16 protein-coding genes are annotated in these 23402 nt (G+C 71.3%); 10 read left to right on the top strand and 6 right to left on the bottom strand.

Annotation, left to right across the window (positions count from 1 at the left end):
- The first annotated feature begins 49 nt into the window (after positions 1 to 49).
- Positions 50 to 1459: a T9SS C-terminal target domain-containing protein gene (locus NQZ70_RS32215; RefSeq protein WP_165374282.1), complete on the top strand. Its 1410-nt coding sequence runs from the start codon at positions 50 to 52 to the stop codon at positions 1457 to 1459.
- A gap of 126 nt (positions 1460 to 1585) precedes the next feature.
- Here NQZ70_RS32215 and NQZ70_RS32210 read toward each other — a convergent pair whose 3' ends face one another.
- Positions 1586 to 2401: a hypothetical protein gene (locus NQZ70_RS32210; protein ID WP_237244239.1), complete on the bottom strand. Its 816-nt coding sequence runs from the start codon at positions 2399 to 2401 to the stop codon at positions 1586 to 1588.
- A 38-nt stretch (positions 2402 to 2439) separates the two neighbouring features.
- Between NQZ70_RS32210 and NQZ70_RS32205 the strand changes: the two genes are divergently transcribed.
- Positions 2440 to 3834, top strand: coding sequence for a sigma 54-interacting transcriptional regulator (locus tag NQZ70_RS32205; RefSeq protein ID WP_129577647.1), 1395 nt, complete (start codon positions 2440 to 2442; stop codon positions 3832 to 3834).
- 1013 nt (positions 3835 to 4847) lie between these two features.
- The gene (locus NQZ70_RS32200; protein WP_129577646.1) at positions 4848 to 6164 is read left to right on the top strand and encodes a GRAS family protein; all 1317 of its coding nucleotides are present in this window, start codon (positions 4848 to 4850) and stop codon (positions 6162 to 6164) included.
- 45 nt (positions 6165 to 6209) lie between these two features.
- Here NQZ70_RS32200 and NQZ70_RS32195 read toward each other — a convergent pair whose 3' ends face one another.
- From NQZ70_RS32195 to gltB, 4 genes are all read right to left on the bottom strand, one after another.
- Positions 6210 to 6626, bottom strand: coding sequence for a hypothetical protein (locus tag NQZ70_RS32195; protein ID WP_129577645.1), 417 nt, complete (start codon positions 6624 to 6626; stop codon positions 6210 to 6212).
- Positions 6627 to 7250: 624 nt separating this feature from the next.
- Complete coding sequence (locus NQZ70_RS32190) at positions 7251 to 8252, bottom strand: alcohol dehydrogenase catalytic domain-containing protein (RefSeq protein ID WP_129577644.1); 1002 nt, start codon at positions 8250 to 8252, stop codon at positions 7251 to 7253.
- A gap of 8 nt (positions 8253 to 8260) precedes the next feature.
- Complete coding sequence (locus tag NQZ70_RS32185) at positions 8261 to 9700, bottom strand: glutamate synthase subunit beta (protein WP_129577643.1); 1440 nt, start codon at positions 9698 to 9700, stop codon at positions 8261 to 8263.
- Complete coding sequence (gene gltB / locus NQZ70_RS32180; protein WP_129577642.1) at positions 9693 to 14300, bottom strand: glutamate synthase large subunit; 4608 nt, start codon at positions 14298 to 14300, stop codon at positions 9693 to 9695. The genes NQZ70_RS32185 and gltB overlap by 8 nt, the downstream gene beginning before the upstream one ends.
- Positions 14301 to 14533: 233 nt before the next feature.
- On the opposite strand from gltB, the gene NQZ70_RS32175 reads away from it, so the two are divergent.
- Together NQZ70_RS32175 and NQZ70_RS32170 are read left to right on the top strand one after the other, a co-directional pair.
- A complete protein-coding gene (locus NQZ70_RS32175; RefSeq protein ID WP_129577641.1) occupies positions 14534 to 15379 on the top strand; it encodes a metallophosphoesterase in 846 nt (281 codons plus the stop codon).
- Positions 15380 to 16117 carry a 4'-phosphopantetheinyl transferase superfamily protein gene (locus NQZ70_RS32170; RefSeq protein ID WP_129577640.1) on the top strand — a complete coding sequence of 246 codons (738 nt, stop codon included), beginning with the start codon at positions 15380 to 15382 and terminating at the stop codon, positions 16115 to 16117.
- A gap of 49 nt (positions 16118 to 16166) precedes the next feature.
- Here NQZ70_RS32170 and NQZ70_RS32165 read toward each other — a convergent pair whose 3' ends face one another.
- Positions 16167 to 17777 (bottom strand): metallophosphoesterase, encoded by a 1611-nt coding sequence (locus tag NQZ70_RS32165; RefSeq protein ID WP_129577639.1) that lies wholly within the window; start codon positions 17775 to 17777, stop codon positions 16167 to 16169.
- Positions 17778 to 18046: 269 nt separating this feature from the next.
- On the opposite strand from NQZ70_RS32165, the gene NQZ70_RS32160 reads away from it, so the two are divergent.
- The 5 genes from NQZ70_RS32160 to NQZ70_RS32140 all read left to right on the top strand — a co-directional run bounded on the left by NQZ70_RS32160 (position 18047) and on the right by NQZ70_RS32140 (position 22959).
- Positions 18047 to 19282, top strand: a complete 1236-nt coding sequence (locus NQZ70_RS32160) for a YncE family protein (protein WP_165374281.1) — start codon at positions 18047 to 18049, stop codon at positions 19280 to 19282.
- On the top strand, positions 19279 to 20025 hold the full coding sequence (locus tag NQZ70_RS32155; protein WP_129577638.1) for a c-type cytochrome: 747 nt from the start codon (positions 19279 to 19281) through the stop codon (positions 20023 to 20025). The genes NQZ70_RS32160 and NQZ70_RS32155 overlap by 4 nt, the downstream gene beginning before the upstream one ends.
- 8 nt (positions 20026 to 20033) lie before the next feature.
- Positions 20034 to 20660: an endonuclease III gene (gene nth / locus NQZ70_RS32150; protein ID WP_129577637.1), complete on the top strand. Its 627-nt coding sequence runs from the start codon at positions 20034 to 20036 to the stop codon at positions 20658 to 20660.
- A gap of 265 nt (positions 20661 to 20925) precedes the next feature.
- Positions 20926 to 21978, top strand: a complete 1053-nt coding sequence (locus NQZ70_RS32145; RefSeq protein WP_129577636.1) for a 3-oxoacyl-ACP synthase III family protein — start codon at positions 20926 to 20928, stop codon at positions 21976 to 21978.
- 171 nt (positions 21979 to 22149) lie between these two features.
- Positions 22150 to 22959: a methyltransferase domain-containing protein gene (locus tag NQZ70_RS32140; protein WP_165374280.1), complete on the top strand. Its 810-nt coding sequence runs from the start codon at positions 22150 to 22152 to the stop codon at positions 22957 to 22959.
- The last annotated feature ends 443 nt before the right edge of the window (positions 22960 to 23402 follow it).

The raw sequence follows: 23402 nt of genomic DNA, 5'->3' as shown, positions 1-23402 counted from the left end.
ACGATGTCGCCAGTGCGGACCATCTTCCTCCAGGAGGTAGAATACTATTATGAGGACTTTGAGAGCTGCCTTGGTTTGCGCGTCGGCGCTCGCCGTCGCGATGGTCGCCGCTTGCGGCGATGACGAAGAGACGAACCCGACCAGCACGTCGACGACGAGCGGCACCGGTGGCAACGGCGGCGACGGGGGCGGCGGCGACGGCGGCGGCGGCAAGGGCGGCGGCGGCAACGGTCCTGACTGCGCCGACCCGGTGGAGGTCGCCGATCCGATCGAAGCCGACACGACGTGGAGCGCCGACAACTGCTACCTCATGAAGGGCACCATCTTCGTCGAGGAAGGCGCCACCCTCACCATCGACCCTGGCACGACGATCATGGGCGACAAGGAGAGCCTCGCGACGCTCGTCGTGAGGCCCGGCGCGATGATCAACGCCAAGGGCACCGCCGACAAGCCCATCGTGTTCACGAGCCAGAGCCCGAAGGGCGAGCGCTCCGCGGGCGACTGGGGCGGCGTCATGCTGCTCGGCAACGCCCCCATCAACGTCCCCGGCGGCAAGGCGGAGGTCGAGGGCATCGTCGGCGTCGAGTACGGCGGCGATGTGGAGGACGACAACAGCGGTGTCCTCGAGTACGTCCGCATCGAGTTCAGCGGGATCCTGCTCTCTCAGGACAACGAGGTGAACGGCCTCACGCTGGCCGGCGTGGGCTCCAAGACGACGGTCAACCACGTGATGGTGCACCACACGCTCGACGACTGCTTCGAGTTCTTCGGCGGCACCGTCAACGCGAGCCACCTCATCTGCGCGCAGAACGGCGACGACGGCTTCGACTGGGACCTCGGCTACGTCGGGAAGCTCCAGTTCCTCGCGCTCCAGCAGGATCCCACGGTCGCCGACGAGACGAACGGCTTCGAGGGCGACAACGACGCAGATGGGTCCGAGAACGCTCCCGTCAGCGAGCCGACGATCTACAACGTGACCCTGTGCGGCAAGAACAAGGACGTCGACAAGCAGCAGTACGGCATGCTGCTCCGCCGCGGGACCAAGGCCCATATCTTCAACACGATCGTGACCGGCTTCGAGGCGGGCGTGGATCTCAGGAACGACGGGACCGAGGTGGACCTCGCGAGCTCGATCTTCTTCGGCAACGTCAAGGCGAACATCGCCTATGACGAGACCGACGCCGACAAGAGCACCGAGTCGACGCTCGACGACGATGATGACGGCGGCGTGGACGAGGTGGCGTGGTTCGAGGGCGAGACGACCAACAGCGCCGAGGATCCGGAGCTCGCCGACTGCTTCGCTGCGACGCCGGACTTCCGCCCGGCGGCCACGCTCACCGAGAACGCGGCGACCCCGCCCGACGACGGCTTCTTCGACGCCGAGGCGACCTATATCGGCGCCTTCAAGGCCGATGACACCTGGGCGACGGGCGCCTGGGTCTCGTTCGACGTCGAGTGAGGCCCCGCCGTTCACGCGGAGTGACGGTCGCTCCGGGCGGACGAGATCCGCTTCTCTCGAAATGACGAAGGCCGGCTCATCCGCCGGCCTTTATCGTCGCGAGCGTCTCGGCTCCGCCGCAGGCGCTCAGCGCACGCGCGGCGTGAACCCGGACACACTGCTCCGGTGCTCGCTGCATACGCCTCGCGCGTCCGGGTTGTCCTTGAATGACACCCTCCCGCACACCTCGCAGATGCAGAGGTGTGCGCGATAGAACTCGCGGTCGAGCAGGATGTCGGCAGCGAGCAAACTGAGCACAATGTCGCCGAGGAAGTCGATCTCGCGCGGCGAGGCGACCCAGACGGGACGGCCGCCCACCGCGGCCCGGCGGACCCTGCCCCCGTAGATCGCCGCGTTCAGGAACCGATCGTCGGTGACGGGCGCGATGAGGCCCCGCAGCGCCGTGATGACGCGCCCGCGGGCCTTGTGGATCAGCTCCTCCAGGTTGCTGCCGCCGTCGGCGCGCGGGTCGAGCATGACGGGCGTCGCGCCGGGCTCGCGCACGATCTGAGGGCGCTTCATCAGGCCCGGGGTCACGAGGTGATCCACGAACCAGTCCTGGAGGTCCTTGGGCGTCCACTCGGAGGCCGGCCACTCCAGGAACTCGAGCGCGCCGCGGAGGCCGCTGATGCTCTGGAGGCCGGGATGGGTCGGGAAGCTCGGCAGGGTGCGGGCTGTGTGCAGACGCCGGGGTGAGCGGCGGCCCGCTTCGTCGATCGTGCGGCCGGAACCCATGTTCACCTCGAGGGCGGTCCCCCGGTCCCGATGGATGCGAGCTCTTGCAGAGGCCACCATACCGACCAGACAAGCACAACTCGTGCCGAGCCTGGCGAACGGGACGACGTTGATTTCCCAGGAGTTCTGCCCAGCTAGCTCGAAGCGATCGATGGGATGGCCGGCCACTGGCCGGCCAGGTTCTTGAACAGGTAAGATAGATCCTGATGGACCACTCCACCGTCCGCGTCTCGGTCCCGCCTGAGCCCTCGGTCGCCGAGCCCGTTCCCGGGATCGTCCTGATTTTCTCGGGGGATCAGCCGCGATGCGCGCCGATCCCGCTCGATCGCGGCGCCGTGGTGCTGGGTCGCGGGGGCGTGGCCGGCGTGCCCCTCGTGGACGACTCGCTCATGTCGCGGCGACACGCGCGCATCGCGTACGACGGGGCCGCGTGGACCGTGGAGGACCTCGGCAGCACCAACGGGACGTCGGTGAACGGCGAGCCCATCCGCGGCGAGGTGCGGAGGGACGCGATCCAGGTCGTCGGCGCGGGGACGTCGGTGTTCCTCGCGCTCGCGGACATCCGGAGCTTCGCGCGCGGCGCGGTGCGCATCGAGAAGGAGAGCGTCCTCGGGCCCAGGCTGCAGCTGGTCTACGACACCATCGTCCGCGCCGCGGCCGCGGGCGACAGCCTGCTCGTGACGGGCGAGAGCGGCACGGGCAAGGAGCTCGCGGCGCGCGCCTACCACGAGGCGGGGCCGCAGGCGCGCGGCCCGTTCGTGGCCGTCAACTGCGCGGCCATCCCGGAGGGCCTGGCCGAGCGGCTCCTCTTCGGCGCCCGGCGCGGCGCCTACTCCGGCGCGACGCACGACACCGAGGGCTACGTGCAGGCCGCGCACGGGGGCACGCTCTTCCTCGATGAGGTCGCCGAGCTCGACGCGGCGGTCCAGGCGAAGCTGCTCCGGACGATCGACACCCGGCAGGTGCTCGAGCTCGGCGCGGTCGCGCCTCGCCCGGTGCAGATTCGGATCTGCGCCGCGACGCACGACCTGCGCGCGCGGGTCGCGCAGGGCCGCTTCCGGGACGATCTCTATTACCGCATCGGTCGGCCCGAGGTCCGGCTCCCGCCGCTCCGGGAGCGCCTCGAGGAGATTCCCTGGCTGCTCACGCAATGCGCGACGGCGGTGGGCGCGGTTTTCGGCAAGGTGCCGCCGGCGATTCACCATTCGATGATCATCGCGTGCGCGATGCGCCGCTGGCCAGGGAACCTGCGCGAGTTCGTCGGGGAGGCGCGGCGCGCCGTGACGCGCGCGCTCGACGAGGGGCGGCGCACGGTCGAGGCCAAGGATCTCGATCCGCTCGCGGGCGTCGGCCTGGGCCCGGAGACGACGGATTCGCACGCCCGTCAGACAGGGAGCGACGTCCGGCCGGGCCCCTCGCGCCCGAGCCAGGCGCCGCCCGAAGATGAGATCGCCGAGGCGCTTCGCCTCGAGCGAGGCAATGTGTCTCGCGCCGCCAACAGGCTCGGCGTGCACAGGAATCGAATCCGACGCTGGCTCGAGAAGAATGGCGTGGATCGCTCCCACTTCGCCGAGGGGAGCGAGCTGTCCGATAACGACTGAGCCGCTCGCCGTGCGCTGTATGCACAAGTACAAGAGTACGTCAATGGCGGCATTTCATCCCAGGGGAGCGCTTGCCCGCCGCGCTCCCGTGTCGCTGCCGGCGTCGGTCCGGGCGTAGGCGGCTGAGGCCGATAGGGCGGTCGTTCCATACATCGCCTCCACCAAGCGCTCTGGCCTTCAGGGCGATTGCGGGCCGAAGCGCCGCTCTCCTCAAGGAAGCAGGCCCGGCAGGTCGAGGAGCCCGGTCGTCGCAGGGTTGCCTCCATCCGGTGACGGAGCGCGGCTCGATCGACCGAGGGCCCATGTATAGGGACTTTACAGACCTGCTTATGCAGGCTGTAATGTAGTGTGTAAGCCCCGTCTCCCAGCGAGGTGCTGTCACGACCACGGTCAAGTCAACGAGTCCGGCGCGCGCGGCGCGCCAGGTCGGAGGGCGCGATGCGCTCTAAAGAGAGCAGCGGTGAGGTGTGCCGAGTCCTGCGCCCGCGCACCGCGGCGGCGCCGCAGCGCGCGCGCGGCGCGTCCTGCGACGGCGCTGCGCGTCTTGCGACGGCGCTGCGCGGCTGGCAGTCCGCTCGCGGCCCGCGGCGGGTGGGGACTCCCCCTGCGGGGCGGCGGCGGTCGTCTCGTACGGTGCCTACGAAAGCCTACGTCTGCCGCCGGAAGGTGGGTTCGGACGTCCGGGAGGGGGCGCGATGCACAATCATGATCTTGGACTTGACCGGACGAGCGGCTTCATCGATGTACAGAGAGTTGTCTGTCGGGCCCTCGTGCGAGCTCAGGTCCCGTCGCGTCATGGGCGGGCGCTGCGCTTCGCGGCGTTGCCGCGGGCGCGCGGCTGCCGAGCGCCTGTCCCCGGCTCGCCGTCGGGCCCTCCCGCAGCGACATCAGCAAACATTGAACCCCCCGGCTCCTGCGAGGTAGTCGACGTCATGCGTTCGCGCTTGAAATCGTCCCATCGTGGAGAGCCCAGCCAGGACGGCGGGCTGCCTGGTTGAACAGCCCAGGACACCATGAACGCGATCCGTAGACACGCATCGGCCGAAGAGGCGTCTGTCAGCCTACGAGAGCACATCGAGGGGCCCTCCAGCGCGGCCGCGTCCGGCCCGGGGCTCGGACAGCAGCCGAGCTCGGGCACCCGGCAGACCCACTCGCGCCGCCGCCCGTTCCTGAGCCGCCTCCTCTCGGCGGGCGAGGCGATCGACGCAGGGGACCACGAGCGCGCGAGGGCCCTCGTGGAGGGCATCCTGCGGGCGGAGCCCGATACCGGTGACGCTTCGGAGCGCATTTCAGGCGTGTTCGGCCGGGCGTTGCTCGCCCGCCTGGACGGAGATCGCTCCGGCGACGGCAACCTCTACCTGCGCAGCGCCGGACCGCGGGACATGCTCGCGGCGTTTCAGCTGCTCGTGCACGCGACGCCGCTCATCCGCTTCGGATACCTCAGCGCCAACGCGGCGATCGTCGAGGCGTTCCAGCACGAGGAGGAGATCCACGTCATCGACATCGGCGTCGGGGGCGGTACGCAGTGGCCGTTCCTGCTACACCGGCTGGCGACGCGGCCCGGCGGCCCGCCGCGCGTCCGGCTGACCGGCATCGACCTACCGTGTCGGGGCCCGGATCCCGAGCAGCGGCTGCGCTGGGCGGGCGCGTTCATCGGGGGATGGGCGGAGCGGCTGAAGGTCCCGTTCGAGTTCCACGGGGTCGCGTCCTCGGTGGAGCGCGTCGACTGGAGCCGTATTGCGTCCCGCTCGGCGGCGCCCATCGCCGTCAATGCGGCGTTCGCATTGCACCACGTACCCGACGCCTCGGTGCACCCCACCGCGAACCGCGACACCATTCTCACGAGGATCCGCGCGCTGTCGCCGCGCGTGCTGACGCTCGTCGAGCCGGACGTGGAGCACAACGCGCTCCCGTTCCTCCCGCGCCTGTCCGAGGCGATCGGCCATTATTATGCGGTCTTCCAGGCGCTCGAGGCGCTGCTCCCGCCGCACATCGCCGCGCGCGAGACGATCGAACAGGTCTTCTTCGGACAGGAGGTGATGAACGTGGTGGTGGGCGAGGGGGCCGCGCGGGTCGAGCGGCACGAGCGCCGCGGCGCCTGGCAGCGCCGGCTCCGCATGAACGGCTTCGAGCCGCTGCGCGTCTCGCCGCACGAGTCGATGGTCCGCGGAGGGCTGCGCCTCAACACGGGGTTCGACGTGCGGGCGGACGAGCCGGCGCTCTTGCTCATGCGCAACGGGGTGTCGATCGTGGCCGCGTCGGCGTGGCGGCCGCGGCAGGTGCCGCCGCCGTCGCGGTTCATCTCCGGGCTGTTCCGCCGGACCGGCTGAGCGCTGCCTTGCCAGGGGCGCCTGCGACGCGGGCGGCCCCTCGCCTCAACGCCCCAGCCCGGCGAGCGCCGCCCAGAGCGTCAGCGCGCCGATCGCGAGGCTCGCGAGGACGAGCCACAGCGCGCGGCGGCCGCGCGGCGCGAGGGCCCGGAGCTCGCTCGCGAGCTCCGGGAGGAAGCCGAGGCAGCGGCCGGCCCTGGGCCGTACGCCGCGAGGGGGCAGGGGGCTCAGCCCATGGCGTCGGACCATATCGAACAGCACGGAGCCGCGCTCCTGGGCGCGCGCGAGGCGCTCCAGCATCTCGCGACGGCAATGAAGGCAGAACGTCGACGCATCCTCCTCGACGTCGTCGAGGCCGAGCTCCCGCAGCTTCTGCTGCTCCCAGCTCTCCCTGGCTTGGCGGGCCTCGTCCGAATCGTCCGTCGGGCGGTCGTGATGGTGTGGGCTGTCCTTGGCGCTCATCGATGCTCCTGATCCCTGCCGCAACCTGCGACTCCTACGAGGATCTATTCCAGTCAGCCGCGGGGATTTCTCAGGCGTCGTGCTCGGGGGAGCCACCGCAGCCCGGCCGACAGCGCCGAGCTGGCGCCGTTCACGAGAGGCGCGCGCTCCGGTCTCCGGTCTCCGGTCTCCGGTCTCCGGTCTCCGGTCTCCTCATTTACGGATGCTCTGGGAATTTCGTTTCGAAATATCGAGGATCTCCGAGCCTGATCCCGGGGTGTCTCGGGGCGCGTCGTTGCAGAGCGATCTGTGGCCGCAGGCGCGCACCTCGGGAGTCGGGGAAATCGTCGAATCGCAGCAGCGCCCGGCTGGACGCGCGGCGCACGGCGAGGTCGGGCCCGCGCCGGAGGCATCGCGGCCGATCGAGCGAATCCCCGAGTCACCCCGCCGTCGCGGACGAGCACCACCGGCGCGGGCGGCCCCCCTGGGCAGACGGACCGCGGCTTCACGGGCAGGGGATGCAGGCGGACGGCGTACCCGGTGAGAGGTGAGCCCCGTACCAGGTTGGGCGGAGGCGGGGGGAGAGTTTTTTTGAAGGTGTAGAAATGTAGTATGATGCAAGCGTCGCTGGGCTCGGGACCGAGCTCAGCGGGTCACGAGCACCTTGAGGGCGCCTGGCGCAGCCGCGGCCCGCAGCGCCTCCTCGGCGCGCTCCAGCGGGAGGCGAGCCGACACGAGCGAGCGCACGTCGACGGTCCGGGCCTCCAGGGCGCGCAGCGCGGGCTCGAACAGCCCGCAGCGCGAGCCGACCACGGTGATCTCGTGGATGACGAGCTCCGCCAGGTGGACGCTGGAGAGCCCGGCGACGGTGCTCTTCAGCACGAGCGTTCCGCGCGGCCGGGTCGCGCGGACCGCCCTCATGAACCCCTCGGCGGTGCCGGTGGCCTCGACCACGAGCTCGGCCGGCTCGCCGGCCCAGGCGCCCTGAGGAGGCGCGGCGCCTCCGGCGGCGTCGGCCGAGGCCAGCGCGGCCGGGCGCACGAGCTCGGTCGCGATGCCCCGCGCGCGCAGCAGGGCGAGCTTCTCCTCGTGCTTGCCGACCGCGAGGACGCGGGCGCCGGCCTGGTGCAGCACCTGGGCGATGAGCAGGCCGAGCTTCCCGTCGCCGAACACGAGCGCCGAGGTGCCCGGCGCCACGCGCACCTGCTCCAGGATCTCGAACGCCGCCGCGAGCGGCTCGGTGAACACCGCCTCCTCGTCGTCCACCCGGTCATCCACGGCGTGGAGGTTCGCCACGGGCACCGCGACGCGCTCCGCCAGCGCGCCGTCGGCGCCGGCGATGCCCATCACCGTGCGCGCCGGGCAGTGCCGTCCCAGCCCGCGCGCGCACGCGCTGCAGCGGCCGCACGCGAAGTTGATCTCCCCGACCACGCGACGGCCGCGCCACGCGGCGGGCCCCTCCGCGACCTCCCCGACGAACTCGTGGCCGAGCGTGCCGCGGAAGTCCATGTAACCTTTGGTGATTTCGAGATCCGTGTTGCAGATCCCCGCGCACCGCACCTCGACCACGGCCATGCCGGCCGCGATCGAGGGCGGGGCGCGGTCGGTGACGCGCGCCGCCGTGCCGTCCCAGACCAGCGCTCGCACGGACGAGCCTAGCCTGCCGCGAGCGCCAGCCGGCGCTTCGCCGGCTGCATCAGGTACGCGTCGACCGCCTCGGCGGCCTTGCGCCCCTCCGCGATCGCCCACACGACGAGGCTCTGGCCGCGCGACATGTCGCCGGCGGCGAAGACGCCCTCCACGCTCGTGCGCCCGCCCGGAGCCTTCACGTTGCCGCGCTGGTCCATCGCGACGCCGAGTTGCTCGAGCAGCCCCTCGCGCTCGGAGCCGACGAAGCCCATCGCGAGCAGGACGAGCTCGCACGGGATCTCGAACTCGCTCCCCGGGACGGGCACGAACTTCCCGCCTTCCAGGCTCACCCGCGCCGCCTTGAGGGCGCGGACGTTCCCGTGCTCGTCGCCGACGAACCCGGTGGTCGACACCGACCAGTCGCGCTCGCCGCCCTCCTCGTGCGAGGACGACGTGCGGAGGATGAGCGGCCACGCGGGCCACGGGTTCGTGAGCGAGCGCTGCTCGGGCGGACGGGGGAGGAGCTCGAGCTGCGTCACGTGCGCCGCGCGGTGGCGATGGCTCGTGCCGAGGCAGTCCGAGCCGGTGTCGCCGCCGCCGATGACGACCACGCGCTTGCCCGTCGCGAGGATCGCCTCGCTGTCGGGGATCACGTCGCCGGCGACCCGCTTGTTCTGCTGCGTCAGGAAATCCATGGCGAAGTGGATGCCCTTGAGCTCCCGGCCCGGGACCGGCAGGTCGCGCGGCCGGCGCGCCCCGCCGCAGAGCACGATGGCGTCGTACTGCTCGCGCAGCGCGTCGCCGGTGACGTCGACGCCGCAGTGGACGCCGGTGCGGAAGGTCACCCCCTCGGCCTGCATCTGCTCCATGCGGCGGTCGATGAGGTGCTTCTCCATCTTGAAGTCGGGGATGCCGTAACGGAGCAGGCCGCCGATGCGATCGTCGCGCTCGAAGACCGTCACGTCGTGCCCCTTGCGCGCGAGCTGCTGCGCGGCCGCGAGGCCGGCCGGGCCCGACCCGATCACCGCGACCCTCTTGCCCGTGCGCTGCTTCGCGATGACCGGCGCGACCAGGTTCCGCTCGAAGGCGCGATCGGCGACGCCGCGCTCGACGTTCTTGATCGTGACCGGCTTGCCCTCGATGTTCAGCACGCACGACGCCTCGCACGGCGCCGGGCACACGCGGCCGGTGAACTCGGGGAAGTTGTTCGTCGCGTCGAGCGCCGCGATCGCCTCGGGGAGGCGCTCGCGGAACATGTGATCGTTCCAGTCGGGGATCAGGTTCCCGAGCGGACACCCGTCGTGGCAGAACGGGATGCCGCAGTCCATGCACCGCGCCGCCTGATCGCGCAGCTCGGCGTCAGGGATCGGGAGCTCGAACTCCTGCCAGTCGTTCAATCGCTCGGAGACGGGCCGCTTCTTGATGTCGACCCGCTGGATCTCGAGGAAGCCTCGTACCTTACCCATGGGCGGCCGACCTCTCTCCCGTGCTCGCGGGACCCGCGTTGGCGGGGATGTAACGTCCAGTGGAAACGTAGGGGGTGGAGGGTGAAAGCAGGGACACGATCCCGCTCGACGCGTCGGCCCCGTTCGTCGCGGGCGACGCCGCGGCCTCGAGGGCGCGCCGGTACTCGCTCGGGACGACCTTCACGAACTTCGGCAGGACGGCCTGCCAGGAGTCGAGCAGCTCGGTCGCCTTCCGGCTGCCCGTGCGCCGCACGTGCTCCTCGAGCAGCGCCCGCACCGACTCGGCGTCGGCCGCGGTCATCGTCTCGAGCTGCACCATCTCCTTGTTGCAGCGCGCCTCGAAGAGGGCGTCCTCGTCGAAGACGTAGGCGAGCCCGCCGCTCATGCCGGCGCCGAAGTTGCGGCCGGTCGTGCCGAGGATGATCACGGTGCCGCCCGTCATGTACTCGCAGCCGTGGTCGCCCACGCCCTCGACGACGGTGGTGGCCCCGCTGTTCCTGACCGCGAAGCGCTCGCCGGCGCGGCCGTTGAAGAACGCGCGGCCGCTCGTGGCGCCGTAGAGCACGACGTTGCCGACGATGACCTGGTCGTCCGGCTTGAACGGCGCCACGCTCGGCGGGCGCACCGCCACGACGCCGCCCGACAGGCCCTTGCCGACGTAGTCGTTCGCGTCGCCCTCGAGCTCGAGCGTCATGCCCTGCGAGGCGAAGGCGCCGAAGCTCTGGCCGGCGCTGCCGGCGCACTTCACGACGATGCTGTCCTCGGGCAGCCCGGCGCTGCCGTGGCGGCGCGCGATCTCGCCGCTCAGCATGGCGCCGATCGTCCGGTCCGAGTTCCGCACGCGCGTCTCGATGACGACGGGCGGCCCGCCGTCGATCGCGGCGCGCGCCTGCTCGATGAGCTTGAGGTCGAGCACCCGGTCGAGCTTGTGGTCCTGCGGCTCGACGCAGTGGTTCGGGCTCGTGAGGGCCTCCTTCGGGCGGTAGAGCACCTCGGAGCAGTCGATCTTCCTCGCCTTCGCGTGGAGCCCGGTGCGCCGCTGCACGATGCAGTCCGAGCGCCCGACCATCTCGGTCAGGGTGCGGAAGCCCAGGCTCGCCATGATCTGCCGGAGCTCCTCCGCCACGTAGAAGAAGAAGTTGATGACGTGCTCCGGCGCCCCCGTGAACTTCTTCCGGAGCTCCGGGTCCTGCGTGGCGATGCCCACCGGACAGGTGTTGAGGTGGCACTTGCGCATCATGATGCAGCCCGCCGCGACGAGCGGCGCCGTGGAGAAGCCGAACTCCTCGGCGCCGAGCAAGGCGGCGAACGCCACGTCCCGGCCGGTCATCAGCTTGCCGTCGGTCTGCACGATGGCGCGGCCGCGGAGCCCGTTCATCACGAGCACCTGGTGCGCCTCGGCCAGCCCGAGCTCCCACGGCACGCCCGCGTGGTGGATCGACGTGAGCGGGGAGGCGCCGGTGCCGCCCGAGTCGCCGCTGATCAGCACCACGTCGGCGTGCGCCTTCACCACGCCCGCGGCGATGGTGCCGACGCCCGCCTCGGCGACGAGCTTCACGCTGATGCGCGCCTTCGAGTTGATGTTCTTCAGGTCGAAGATGAGCTGCGCGAGATCCTCGATCGAGTAGATGTCGTGGTGCGGCGGCGGCGAGATCAGCGTCACGCCTGGGGTCGAGTGCCGCACCTTCGCGATCACCGCGTCGACCTTGTGGCCCGGGAGCTGGCCGCCCTCGCCGGGCTTGGCCCCCTGCGCCATCTTGATCTGCAGCTCGTCGGCGTTGACGAGGTACTCGGCCGTGACGCCGAACCGCCCCGACGCGACCTGCTTCACCGAGCTCCGCTTCGAGTCGCCGTTCGCCAGCCGGATGAAGCGCGCCGGGTCCTCGCCGCCCTCGCCGGTGTTCGACCGCGCGCCGATGCGGTTCATCGCGACGGCGAGGGTCTCGTGCGCCTCCTTCGAGATGCTCCCGAAGGACATGGCGCCCGTGGCGAAGCGCCTGACGAGCGAGGCGGCGGGCTCGACCTCCTCGATCGGCACCGGCGGGCCCGCGGGCCTGAAGTCCCACAGCCCGCGGAGCGACATCGGGTGCTCCTGCTGCTCGTTGATGATCGCGGAGTACTCGGCGTAGCTCTTCGCGTCGTCGAGGCGGACCGCCCGCTGGAGCGTCGAGATCGACTGCGGCGTCCAGAGGTGCCGCTCGCCGAACACGCGGAAGTGGTGGTGGCCGCCGACGTCGAGGTGCGTCCGCGCCCGCTCGCCGTACGCCGCCTGGTGGCGCGCGAGCGCCTCCTCCGCGATCTCGCGCAGCCCGACGCCGCGGACGCGCGACGCCGTGCCGGTGAAGTACGCGTCGATGACGATCTGGTCGATGCCGATGGCCTCGAAGATCTGCGCGCCCTGGTAGCTGGACAGCGCGCTGATCCCCATCTTCGACATGATCTTCAGGATGCCCTTCTTGAGCGCCTTCACGTACCGCGAGCTCGCCGCGGACGGCGACAGGTCGGGGCCGAGGGTCTTGTCGCGGCACATCGACGCGATCGACTCGAACGCGAGGTACGGGTTCACCGCGCCGGCGCCGTAGCCGATGAGCAGCGCCATGTGGCCGACCTCGCGCGCCTCGCCGGTCTCCACGATGATGCCGGCGCGCGTGCGCGTCCCCTCGTTGATGAGGTGGTGGTGCACGGCGCCCATGGCGAGCAGGCTCGGGATGGGGGCGAGCGTCTCGTCGATGCCGCGGTCGCTGAGGATGAGGATGCTCGCCCCGTCGGCGATCGCGCGGCTCGCGTCCTTGCAGAGCTTCGCGAGCGCGCTGCGCAGGTTGTCCTCCGGGTCGCCGTCGACCGCGAAGTACATGGGCAGCGTGGCCGCGCGGAAGTCGGGGAAGACGTTCTTGCGCAGCTTCGACAGGTCGTCCTGCGTGAGGATCGGGTGCGGCAGCTCGAGCATCCGACACTGGCGGGGCGTCTCCTCGAGGAGGTTGCCCTCGCCGCCGACGCAGCTCACGAGCGACATCACGATCTCCTCGCGGAGCGGGTCGACCGGCGGGTTCGTGACCTGCGCGAACAGCTGCTTGAAGTAGCGGAAGAGCAGCTGGGGCTTCTCGGAGAGGACGGCGAGCGGGATGTCGATGCCCATCGAGCCCACCGGCTCCTCGCCGAGGGTCGCCATCGAGGCGAGGATCATCCGCTGGTCCTCGTCGGTGTAGCCGAACGCCTGCTGCAGGGTCCGCAGATCCGCGTGCGGGATGGTGTAGAGGCTCGGCACGTCCTCGAGGGCGCGCAGGTCGATCTTGTTCTCGGCGACCCACGCCGCGTACGGCTTCTGGGTCGCGACGCGGCGCTTGATCTCGTCGTCGCTGACGACGCGGCCCTCGCTCGTGTCGACGAGGAACATCTTGCCCGGCTGGAGGCGCCCCTTCTGGATCACGCGCGCCGGCTCGATGTCGAGCACGCCGAACTCGCTTGCGAGCACGACGAGCCCGTCGCTCGTCACGACGTACTTCGCCGGGCGCAGCCCGTTGCGGTCGAGCGTCGCGCCGATCAGCCGTCCGTCCGTGAAGCACAGCGCCGCGGGGCCGTCCCAGGGCTCGATGAGGCAGCCGTGGTACTCGTAGAACGCCTTCTTCTCGGCCGACATGTCCGGGTCGAGCGCCCAGGCCTCGGGCACGAGCATCATCATCACGTGCGGCAGCGATCGGCCGCTCGCGAGCAGGAAGTCGACCACGTTGTCGAGCGCGGCCGAGTCGGACCCGCCCAGGCGGATGATCGGCTTGAAGTCCTCGATCGCGTTCGCGAACACATCGCTCTTGAGCAGCGCCTCGCGCGCCGACATCCACGCGGTGTTGCCGCGGAGCGTGTTGATCTCGCCGTTGTGCGCGATGACCCGGTACGGGTGCGCGCGCTCCCACGTGGGGAAGGTGTTCGTCGAGAAGCGCGAGTGCACCATCGCGAGCCGCGACACGGTGCGCTTGTCGGACAGATCGGGGTAGAACGCCGCGACCTGCTCCGCGAGCATCAGGCCCTTGTAGACGACCGTCCGCGACGAACAGGACGCGAGGTAGAAGTCATCCGCGTGGGCGGTGCGGCCGGCGCGCTTGCGGATCGCATAGAGGACCTGCTCGAAGGACTGGCGAGGCGCGACCCTGCCGATGAACAGCTGGCGGATCGCGGGGCGCGAGTCGCGCGCGACCGGGCCGATCGCCCCGTCGTCGATGGGGACGTCGCGCCAGCCGAGGACGCGCTGGCCGTGGTGCACGACCGCCGCCTCGAGGATCGCCTCGCACTGGCGGCGCCGGGACGGGCTCTGCGAGAAGAACGCCGTCGCGACCGCGTAGTCGCCGGGAGCAGGCAGCTCGATGCCCAGGGAAGCTAGGGAGGCGGCGTACAGCTCGTGCGGGATCTGGAGGAGGATGCCCGCGCCGTCGCCGGTGCAGGGATCGCAGCCCGCGGCGCCGCGATGGGTTAGATTTTCGAGGATCTCGAGCGCTTGGCAAACGACCTCGTGCGTCGCTTCACGGCGGAGCGTGGCGACGAATCCGAGACCGCATGCGTCGTGTTCGAAAGCCGGATCGTAAAGACCTTGTCGTTGGGGCAGAGGCATGGTGCTGACTTCACACGCGCGTAGCACATGTTGCACAAGGATTGGAGCCCTAGTTAATGCGGCGCGCCAGCTCACCCGGAACCGGGCGCAAAACCCGGGGGGAGCGGCCCCCCTCTCCCCGGGCCGGATGGGCCGCGGGGGGGCGGCGCGCGGCAGTGGACGCCCGTCGCCGCCCGTGGTGAAGGTGGGGATGGCGGGCCCGCTGGCCCGGCCGCCGGTGATGTGTCATTAGCATGAAGCTCTTCGCACTCAGTGATCTCCACGTCGGCTATGCGGAGAACCGCTCGGCCCTCGAGCGCATCACGCCGCGCCCGAACGACTGGCTGATCCTCGCTGGCGACCTCGGGGAGACGGAGCAGCACCTGCTCTACGTGCTCGACACGCTGGGCCCCCGGTTCGCGCAGCTCGTGTGGGCGCCGGGCAACCACGAGCTCTATACGATGCCGAGTGAGCGGGGCGGGCCGCGCGGCCGGGCCCGCTACGATCGGCTGGTCGAGCTTTGCCGGAGCCGCGGGGTGATTACGCCCGAGGACCCGTACGTGCTTTGGGAGGGCGAGGGCGGGCCCCACGTGCTGGCGCCGATGTTCCTGCTCTACGACTACAGCTTCCGGCCGGCCGGCGTGGCCGAGCTCGACGCGGTGGCGTGGGCGATGGAGAGCGGCGTCCTCTGCAGCGACGAGGAGCTGCTCGACCCGGCCCCGTACGCGAGCCGGCCTGAGTGGTGCCGGGCCCGCCTCGCCGAGACCGAGGCCCGACTCGCCGCGATCGAGGCGCACCCCACGGTGCTCATCAACCACTTCCCGCTGCGCGAAGAGCTCGTGCGCCTGCGGTACATCCCGCGCTTCTCGATCTGGTGCGGGACGCGGCGCACGCACGACTGGCACACGCGCTTTCGCGCGCGGGTGGTGGTCTCAGGCCACCTCCACATCCCCCGCACCGACTGGATCGATGGTGTTCGTTTCGAGGAGGTTTCGTTCGGCTACCCGCGCCAGCGGCCCATCGGCCTCACCGCCGACAGCTGCCTTCGGGAGATCCTGCCGGGGCCCGCGGCCGCGGCGCCGCTGCCAGGGGTGACGTAGATGCTCGAGATCCGCCCCGGCGCCGCGCACCTCTGGTACGTCTTCTCCGAGCCGGTCCGCGACGAGGCGCTCCTCGCGGCGTACCACCGGCTGATGGCGCCGGACGAGGCGGCGCAGCAGGCGCGCTTCCTGTTCGCCGACAACCGGCACGAGTACCTGCTCACCCGCGCGCTCGTGCGCACGGTCCTCTCGAAGTACGCCGACGTCGCGCCCGAGGCGTGGACGTTTGTCCGGAACGAATTTGGCCGGCCGCAGATCGCGGGGCCGCCGGGGGGGCCGCCGCTGCGGTTCAACCTGTCGAACACGCGGGGGCTCATCGCCTGCCTGGTCGCGCTGGACCGCGACGTGGGGGTCGACGTCGAGGACACCGAGCGCTCGAGCAGCGCCGTGGACATCGCCGACCGCTTCTTCTCGCCCGCCGAGGTGCGCGCGCTGCGCGCGCTGCCGCCGGAGAGGCAGCGCGCGCGCTTCTTCGAGTACTGGACGCTCAAGGAGTCGTACATCAAGGCGCGCGGGATGGGGCTCGCGATCCCGCTCGACCAGTTCTCGTTCCACCTGGACGACGGACCGGCGATCGGCATCTCGTTCGATCCGCGGCTCGGCGACGATCGCTCGGCCTGGCAATTCGCGCTCTACCAGCCCTCGGCGCGGCACACGATGGCCGCCGCCATCCGCACGGGGGGCGCGCCTCCGCTGTCGATCGAGCTCCGGGAGACGGTGCCGCTCCGCGACGGATGAGCAGCGGCCGAGGCCGCTGACCGGCGCCCGTGCCGCCCGCGCGACGCCGTCAGTCCGGCCGCGCGATCGAGAGCTCGACGTTGCGCCACGACGGCTCGCCGCTGCCGTCGCTGCCGAAGCCGGAGGTGACGTCCACGACGGCGCGGCGGCGCCCCTCGGCGGCGACCGGGTCGCCGTCGACGGCGTAGTCGAGGGCGACCCCTCGGATGGCGACGGAGCCGTTGTCCTCGTCCCAGATCTCGATGACGCGGACCTGGTGGGGGTAGTCGGCGAGCGCGGAGGTCTCGAGCTCCCAGTAGGCGTGCCCGCCGCTCGGCGTCACCGGGGTCACCCGGTGCACGTGCGTGTGGCCCGCGAGGTGGAGGAGCACGTTGTCGTAGCCGCCGACGAGCGACTGCCACGCCTCGACGGTGAGCGCGCCGGGCACGGCGGGGGTGCCCGTCGCGGCGAAGGAGCCGTCCCCGAGCAGGCGCGACGCGTGGTGGGACGCGAGGACGACCCACCTGCGATCGCGCCGCGCGCGGTCGAGGGCCGGGCGGATGAACCGGTCGACGTCGTCCTGGAGGATCACGCCGCCCGGGCCGCCGGTCTCGGCGGCGGTGTCGAGCACGAGGACGCGCACGGGCGTGTCCTTCACGTCGAACTCGTAGAACGCCTTCCCGTACGCCTGCGCGTCGGGCCCGATCCCGTGCCCGTCGCCCGCGGCCGCCACCTGATCCATCAGCGCGGTGCGGCTCAGGAGTGCCCTCCGCGGATCGGGGACGACCTCGCCGGTGACCACCGGACCGCCGGGGCGCGACCAGTCGCGCGTCCCGCCGTCCGCGACGCTCCCCATCGCGATGGCGGCGCGGGTGTCGACCGGGAAGTTCCCCTGGTGCAGGACGTCGTGGTTGCCGGTCACCCAGCGCCACGGCACGAGCAGCCCCTCGGCGACGAACGGATCCTTGGGATCGTTGTCCGGCCCCTGGACGGGATCGTCGTCGTCGCCCGAGTCGCACTCGACGCGCTCGGCGCCGTCGAGGATGGCCGTGAACCACGCGATCTCGTTGGTCTGCGCGCTGTCGGCGTTGTCGCCGCCGAGCAGGACGAAGTCGAGCGGCGTGCTCCGGTGGAGCGCGTTGATGGTGCGGACGGCGGCGTTGAGGATCCGGCACTCGTGCCCTTCCTGCGGGCGGAAGGCCGAGCCGATGGCGGGCGAGTCGAAGATCGCGAGCCGCGCGGGCGACTCGTCGTCGGCGAGCTGGGTGTCGGCGAGGTGCACGAACCGCGTGAGCAGCTTCGGCCGCGGGCCGCGCGGCGGCGGAGGCGCGCCGTCGAGCGTCGCCGGCGCGAGCGGCAGCCCCGGCCCGATCTCGAGCTCGCCGTAGCCCTCCGCGAGCATCTGCTCGATCTGCGCCGGCACCGCGGGGTTCCTCGCCGGCGGATCGGCGACCGCGGCGCGCGGCACGAGGGTTCGCTCGGTCGTCAGCGGCGGCGCGTCGGCGAGCGCCGGCAGCGGCGTCGGCGCAGGCGTGGGCGCGGGATCGACGGACTCCTCCGCCGCGCAGGCCGCCACGAGCGCGAGGGACAGGACCGCCGCGGGGCCACCTCGGCGCGCGCGCGCGCCGAGCGATCGGACGAGCTCCGCCGTTGCCGTGCTCCCTGCTCGTGTCTGGCTCATCGCTTCCTTACATGACAAGACAGCAGCACCTGATCAAGAAATGTTCATTCGAGCGGTAGCGATCGTGTCGTCGGTCGTCATCAGGCAATGAAAATAGACTTTCCGGAATGCGGGTTAACCATCCCACGTGACACCGGCGGCGCCGCGCGGCGTCACGTTGATGCGCACGGGCGGGCTGAACCATGGTAGGGCGGAGCCGCGGCCAGCGCGCCGGCGGCTGCTAGGATGCGGCGCGTCCGGGCTCCGGGCGCTCCTCTCGAGGTCATCACATGGTCCTTTCGCGATTTGTGGGCTTCGTGCTCGCGGCGGTGGCGCTGGCGGGCTGCGGTGAGCCCGATCCCATCATCGAGACCCATTACGGTCCTTACGAGGGGGACGCCTATCCGGATCGGCGCCCGAAGATCACGGTTCCGGAGGGGGGCATGGGCGTGGTGACCGACAGCCGCTCCGACACGCTCTCCCTCATCTCGCTCGCGACGGGGGAGCGGTTCGGCGTATACCCCGTGGGCCGCGATCCGGTGACGATCGACGGGCCTCACCATGTCGTCGTGGACGCTCCGGGAAACGCGGTCTATGTCGCGCTGTCGTACCCTGTCCTCGCCGGCACGATCGGCCCCCACGCGACCCACGGCTCGAGCGCGATGGCCGGCTATGTCCAGAAGCTCGCGCTCGACGACATGCGCGTCCTCGGGCAGGTGCGCGTCGAGCCCAACCCGGGCGACATCGTGATCTCCGAGGATGGCGGCCGCGTGGTCGTCTCTCATTACGATCTCAAGCGTGCGATCGACAACCCCCAGGACATCGAGGCGGCGCGCTCGTCCCTGGCCGTGATCGATCCCGACGCGATCTCGCTGACGGGCTCGGCCCAGCCGGTGCTCATCCCGACCTGCATCACCGCGCACGGGATCGCCCTCTCGCGCCCGGACGGCGCCCGCGCCTACGTCGCCTGCGAGGGCGAGGACGCCCTCGCGGTCGTCGACCTGACCGACCCCGGCGCCGAGGTGAAGCGCGTGCCCGTGGGGCCGGTCCCTGCCAAGTGGGACCCGTCCTACGGTCCCTATGCCGCGGTCATGTCCCCGGATCAGAAGACCATCGCCGTGAGCAACACCCGCAGCCGGGATGTGCGCTTCTTCGACGTCGCGTCGGAGTCGTTCCGGGAGCCCCAATCGATCGTGACGCTGCAGGGCGCGCCGTACTTCGTCGCGTGGACCCCCGACGGGAGCCGCCTCTACGTGCCGACCCAGGCGCCCGACGCGATCGCGCTCATCGACGTGGCGAACGGCAACGCCGAGCTCGCCTACCGCGATCTCACCGGGGTCTGCGAGAAGCCGCACGTCGTGGATTACGACGGGGGAGACGGGCTCTTCCTCGTCTGCGAGGGCGATCAGACCGAGACCCCCGGCCGGGTGCTCCGGCTCGATCCCGAGACGCTGGAGACGCGCAGCGACGCCGAGGTGGGCCTCTTTCCCGACGCGTTCGCGCGCGTCGCGGCGGAGGCCCCGTGAGGCCGCGCTCCCTCGCCCTCGCCGCGCTCGCCTGCGCGGCGCTCGCCTGCGGCTGTGCGGGCGATCCGGAGACGAAGATCGTCGACGCGACGGCCGTGGAGCACGGCGCGGCGCTCTTCCGGGACCCCTCGGTCGCGGAGACGCGCTTCAATCGTTATTCATGCTCGACGTGCCATGAAGCGATCGCCGGCGAGGCGGGGGACGCCATGCTCCCCGGCGCCCCGCTCGCGGGCGCCGTGGATCGCCCGCATTACTGGGGTGGCCAGGAGGTCGATCTCCTCGGCGCGATCAACCATTGCCTCTATTACTTCATGACCAAGGACCTGCCCTGGGCCGCGGACGACCCCGCTGCGCGGGCCATGTACGCCTACCTGGAGTCGCTCCCCAGCGACGGCGACGCGGCCGAGGCCGTCCCGTTCACGCCGGTCTACGGGCTGAGGGAGCCGCCGCCCGGCGATCCGGGGAAGGGCGCGCTCATCCACGATCGCGCCTGCGCCTCGTGCCACGGGCGCGCTCGTTCGGGGGAAGGGCGGCTCGTCGAGCGGGCGCCGGCGCTGCCCGATCAGACCCTCGAGGAGCACCCGCTCGGCGAGTACACCGAGCGCGAGCGGCGGCTGGTCTTCGTCGAGAAGGTCCGCCACGGGGGCTTCATCGGCTACGGCGGGCAGATGCCGCCCTTCTCGCTCGAGGTCCTGTCCGACGAGCAGTTCGGCGATCTCCTCTCGTTCTACGCGCTGCCCTGACGCCGCCCGTGAAGCGCGCCGAGAAAGCCGAGAGGATCGCCGAGATCCTCGATCGATTGTACCCGCAGCCGGCCATTCCGCTGGTCCACGAGGACCCGTATTCGCTGCTCGTCGCGGTGATGCTCAGCGCGCAGACCACGGACAAGATGGTCAACGCGGTGATGCCGGCGCTCCTCGCGCGCGCCCGGACGCCCGCCGAGATGGCGGCCGTGCCGACCGAGGAGATCGCCGAGCTCATCCGGAGGATCGGGTTCGCGCCCACGAAGGCGAGGCACCTGAAGGCGCTGAGCGAGCGGATCGCGGCCGAGCACGGCGGCGTCGTCCCCGCCTCGTTCGAGGCCCTGGAGGCCCTGCCGGGGGTCGGTCACAAGACCGCCTCGGTGGTCATGGCGCAGGCCTTCGGTCACCCCGCCTTCCCGGTCGACACCCACATTCACCGGCTCGCGTCTCGCTGGGGGCTGTCGTCCGGAAAGAACGTCGTCGAGACGGAGCGCGACCTCAAGCGCACGTTCCCGCCCGAGCAGTGGAACAAGCTCCACCTGCAGATCATCTACTTCGGCCGCGAGCACTGCCCGGCGCTGCGCCACGACATGTCCGGCTGCCCGATCTGCAGCTGGGCCGCGCGCCGGCGTTGAGGCGGAGCGCTCGCCGCTCGGTCATCGGCATCGGCGTCGGCGTCGGTCGGCCCGGCTCAGCGGCGAACCCAGCGCGCCCAGGGAGGCGGCAGGCTATCCGGAGCGCCAGCGGCCGTCAAGCAGGGCGCATCGCTCCCGCGGCGGCTGAATGCGGCTGCGGGGGCGTGCGGCGCGCCGCGTCGCGCCGTCGGGTTTCGGGCGCGGCCGCGTGCGGTTCCCGGTCGCCGCGGGCGTGCGGTTCGAGTAAGGCAGCTCTGTGGCAAAGATGGGATTTGAGATCATCGGGACGGGGCACTACGTGCCCGGCGAACCTGTCACCAACGACGACCTCGCGCGGGTGATCACGACCTCCGACGAGTGGATTTACCAGCGCTCCGGCATCCGCCAGCGACATTATGCGCCCGACGGAGTCGGCGTGAGCGATCTGGCGTGCGAGGCGGCGAAGCGCGCCATCGAGTCCGCGCGAATCTCACCGTCGGAGATTGATTACATCCTCTTTGCCACGATGACGCCGGACTACATATTTCCCGGCTCCGGGGCGCTGCTCGGCGCGAAGCTGGGCATCCCCGGCGTCCCTGCGCTCGATATCCGGCAGCAGTGCGCCGCGATGCTGTTCGGCCTCCAGACGATCGACGGGCTCATCCAGACCGGGGCCGCCAAGACCATCCTGTTCGTGGGCGCCGAGGCGCACGCCGGCTTCATGCCCTGGGAGGACTGGGGAGCGCTCGACCCGAAGAACGGCCGTTCCGCCACGCCGGAGGCGCGGGCGCGCGCCGACCGCCACCGGAACCTCGCGGTCCTGTTCGGGGACGGGTCGGGCGCGCTCGTCCTTCGCGCGACCGACCGCGACGCGGGCCTGCGCGGCAACAAGATCTGTTCCGACGGGCGCTTCGCCGAGCTCCTCTACGTCCCCGGGGGCGGCTTCCGCGCGCGGCCGTACTGGAAGCAGAGCTCGTTCGAGGACGACGCCCACATCCCTCGCATGGACGGCCGCGAGCTCTTCAAGTTCGCGGTGACGAAGCTCCCGGCGACCGCGCGGGAGCTCTGCGCCTCGCAGGGCGTCTCGATCGAGCAGATCGACGTGTTCCTGGCGCACCAGGCGAACGGCCGCATCAACGAGCACATCCGCAAGGACCTCGGCGTGCCGGTCGAGAAGCTCCCGAGCAACATCGACCGATTCGGCAACACGAGCGGGGCCACCGTGCCCATCCTCATCGACGAGGAGATGCGCGCCGGCAGGGTGAAGAAGGGGCAGCTCGCCATGGTGCTCGCGCTCGGGACCGGCGTCCACTGGGGCTGCGCGCTCTGGAAGCTCTGAGCTGAGCGGCTGTACATAAATCGCCGGCCCGGCGCCCTGCTGGGCCTGGCATCGTTCTCGCTTCGCCTGCGGGCCGGCGGCGGGGGGCGCCGGTCTGAACCGTCAGATCCCGCCGGATCCTCTGGATCCAGCGCGCCTAGGCCGCCTGAGCAGGGAAGGAGCGCGGCGGGGGTGCACAGCGCGAATCAGCTGGTGCGGTCCGTGTACGACCGGATCGCGGAGCGGTACGACGACCGATGGGGGCGCCACATGAGGGAGCCTCAGGATCGGCTCACGGCGGGGCTCGGGCTCGTTCCTGGCGCGCGGTGCGCCGACCTCGGGTGCGGCACGGGGATCGAGACCGTGGAGATGCTCCGGCGGGTCGCGCCCGGCGAGGTCGTGGGCGTCGACTGCTCCGAGGAGATGCTCCGGGCCGCCCGGGCCCGCGCCCGGGCCGCCGGGCTCGCGCTCTCGACGAGGCGCGCCGAGGCCGAGCTCTTCATCCGCCGCGCGGAGGCGTCGAGCTTCGATGTCGTCACGCTGCGCTTCTGTCTCGCCTACCTGGACTGGCGGTCAGCGCTGCCGTGCCTCGGGCCGATGGTCCGGCCCGGCGGCCGCGCGGGGATCCTGACGAACCTCTCGAGCAGCACCCCGCAGGCCTATGCGGTCTATTGCCGGATGGTCGACGAGCTCAACCTGGGACGGGTGGCGCTGCCGGTCCCGGACAGCCCCGGGCAGGTCAGCGAGGCGCTCCAGCGCGGCGGGCTCCGCACCGTGGAGGCGTGGACCCACCGGTTCCGGCTGTGGTTCGGCTCCGGGGCGCAGGTGGCGAGCTGGCTGCAGGAGAGCGGGTTCGTGACCCACGCCGCCCTGCGGGAGTTCCCTCCGGAGGTGCTGCAGCCGCTCTGCGACGAGTTCGCGGCCCGCCTGGAGGCCTACCGGGAGCCCGACGGCATCCCGCTCGACTTCGAGCTCGCCGGTGTCATCGCGGTCCGGCGATAGCGCCGCTGCGCGGCCGGGGCGCCGGGCGCACTGTCGGGCTCGGCGCGCGGACCTTGTCGGATTTTCGACCGAGCGCGCCGTGGCGCGTTGCACACGGCGTTGTCTTTGTTACGTTTGAATCACCGCCTGCGGCGATCCCCGCGTCGGCAGCGCGGTCCACCTGGCGCCGTCGCCGGCAGGAAAGCCACGTTCACGGCTCGGCTGCACCGGCTCCCCTCCGGCGAGCGTCCGTCGAAAGAAGCGCGAAGGGGCCGCGAAAGCGGCCAACGAGCAGCCATCGAACGCGGAGCGGGGGACCGGGAACGAGCAGCGAACAAACGGCGATCGCGGCGGCCGCGCGGCGCTCGAGCAGCGCGCGGGTGCGCGGGTGCGCGCGTGCAGGAATGCGCGGAGCACGCGTGAGCGCATGTGCTCGGATGTCGTTTCGCATCTCTCTCGACCAC

The organism is Sorangium sp. So ce836 (assembly GCF_028553905.1).
GTDB lineage: Bacteria > Myxococcota_A > Polyangia > Polyangiales > Polyangiaceae > Sorangium > Sorangium cellulosum_D.
This window is presented reverse-complemented; position numbering and strand designations above follow the sequence as displayed.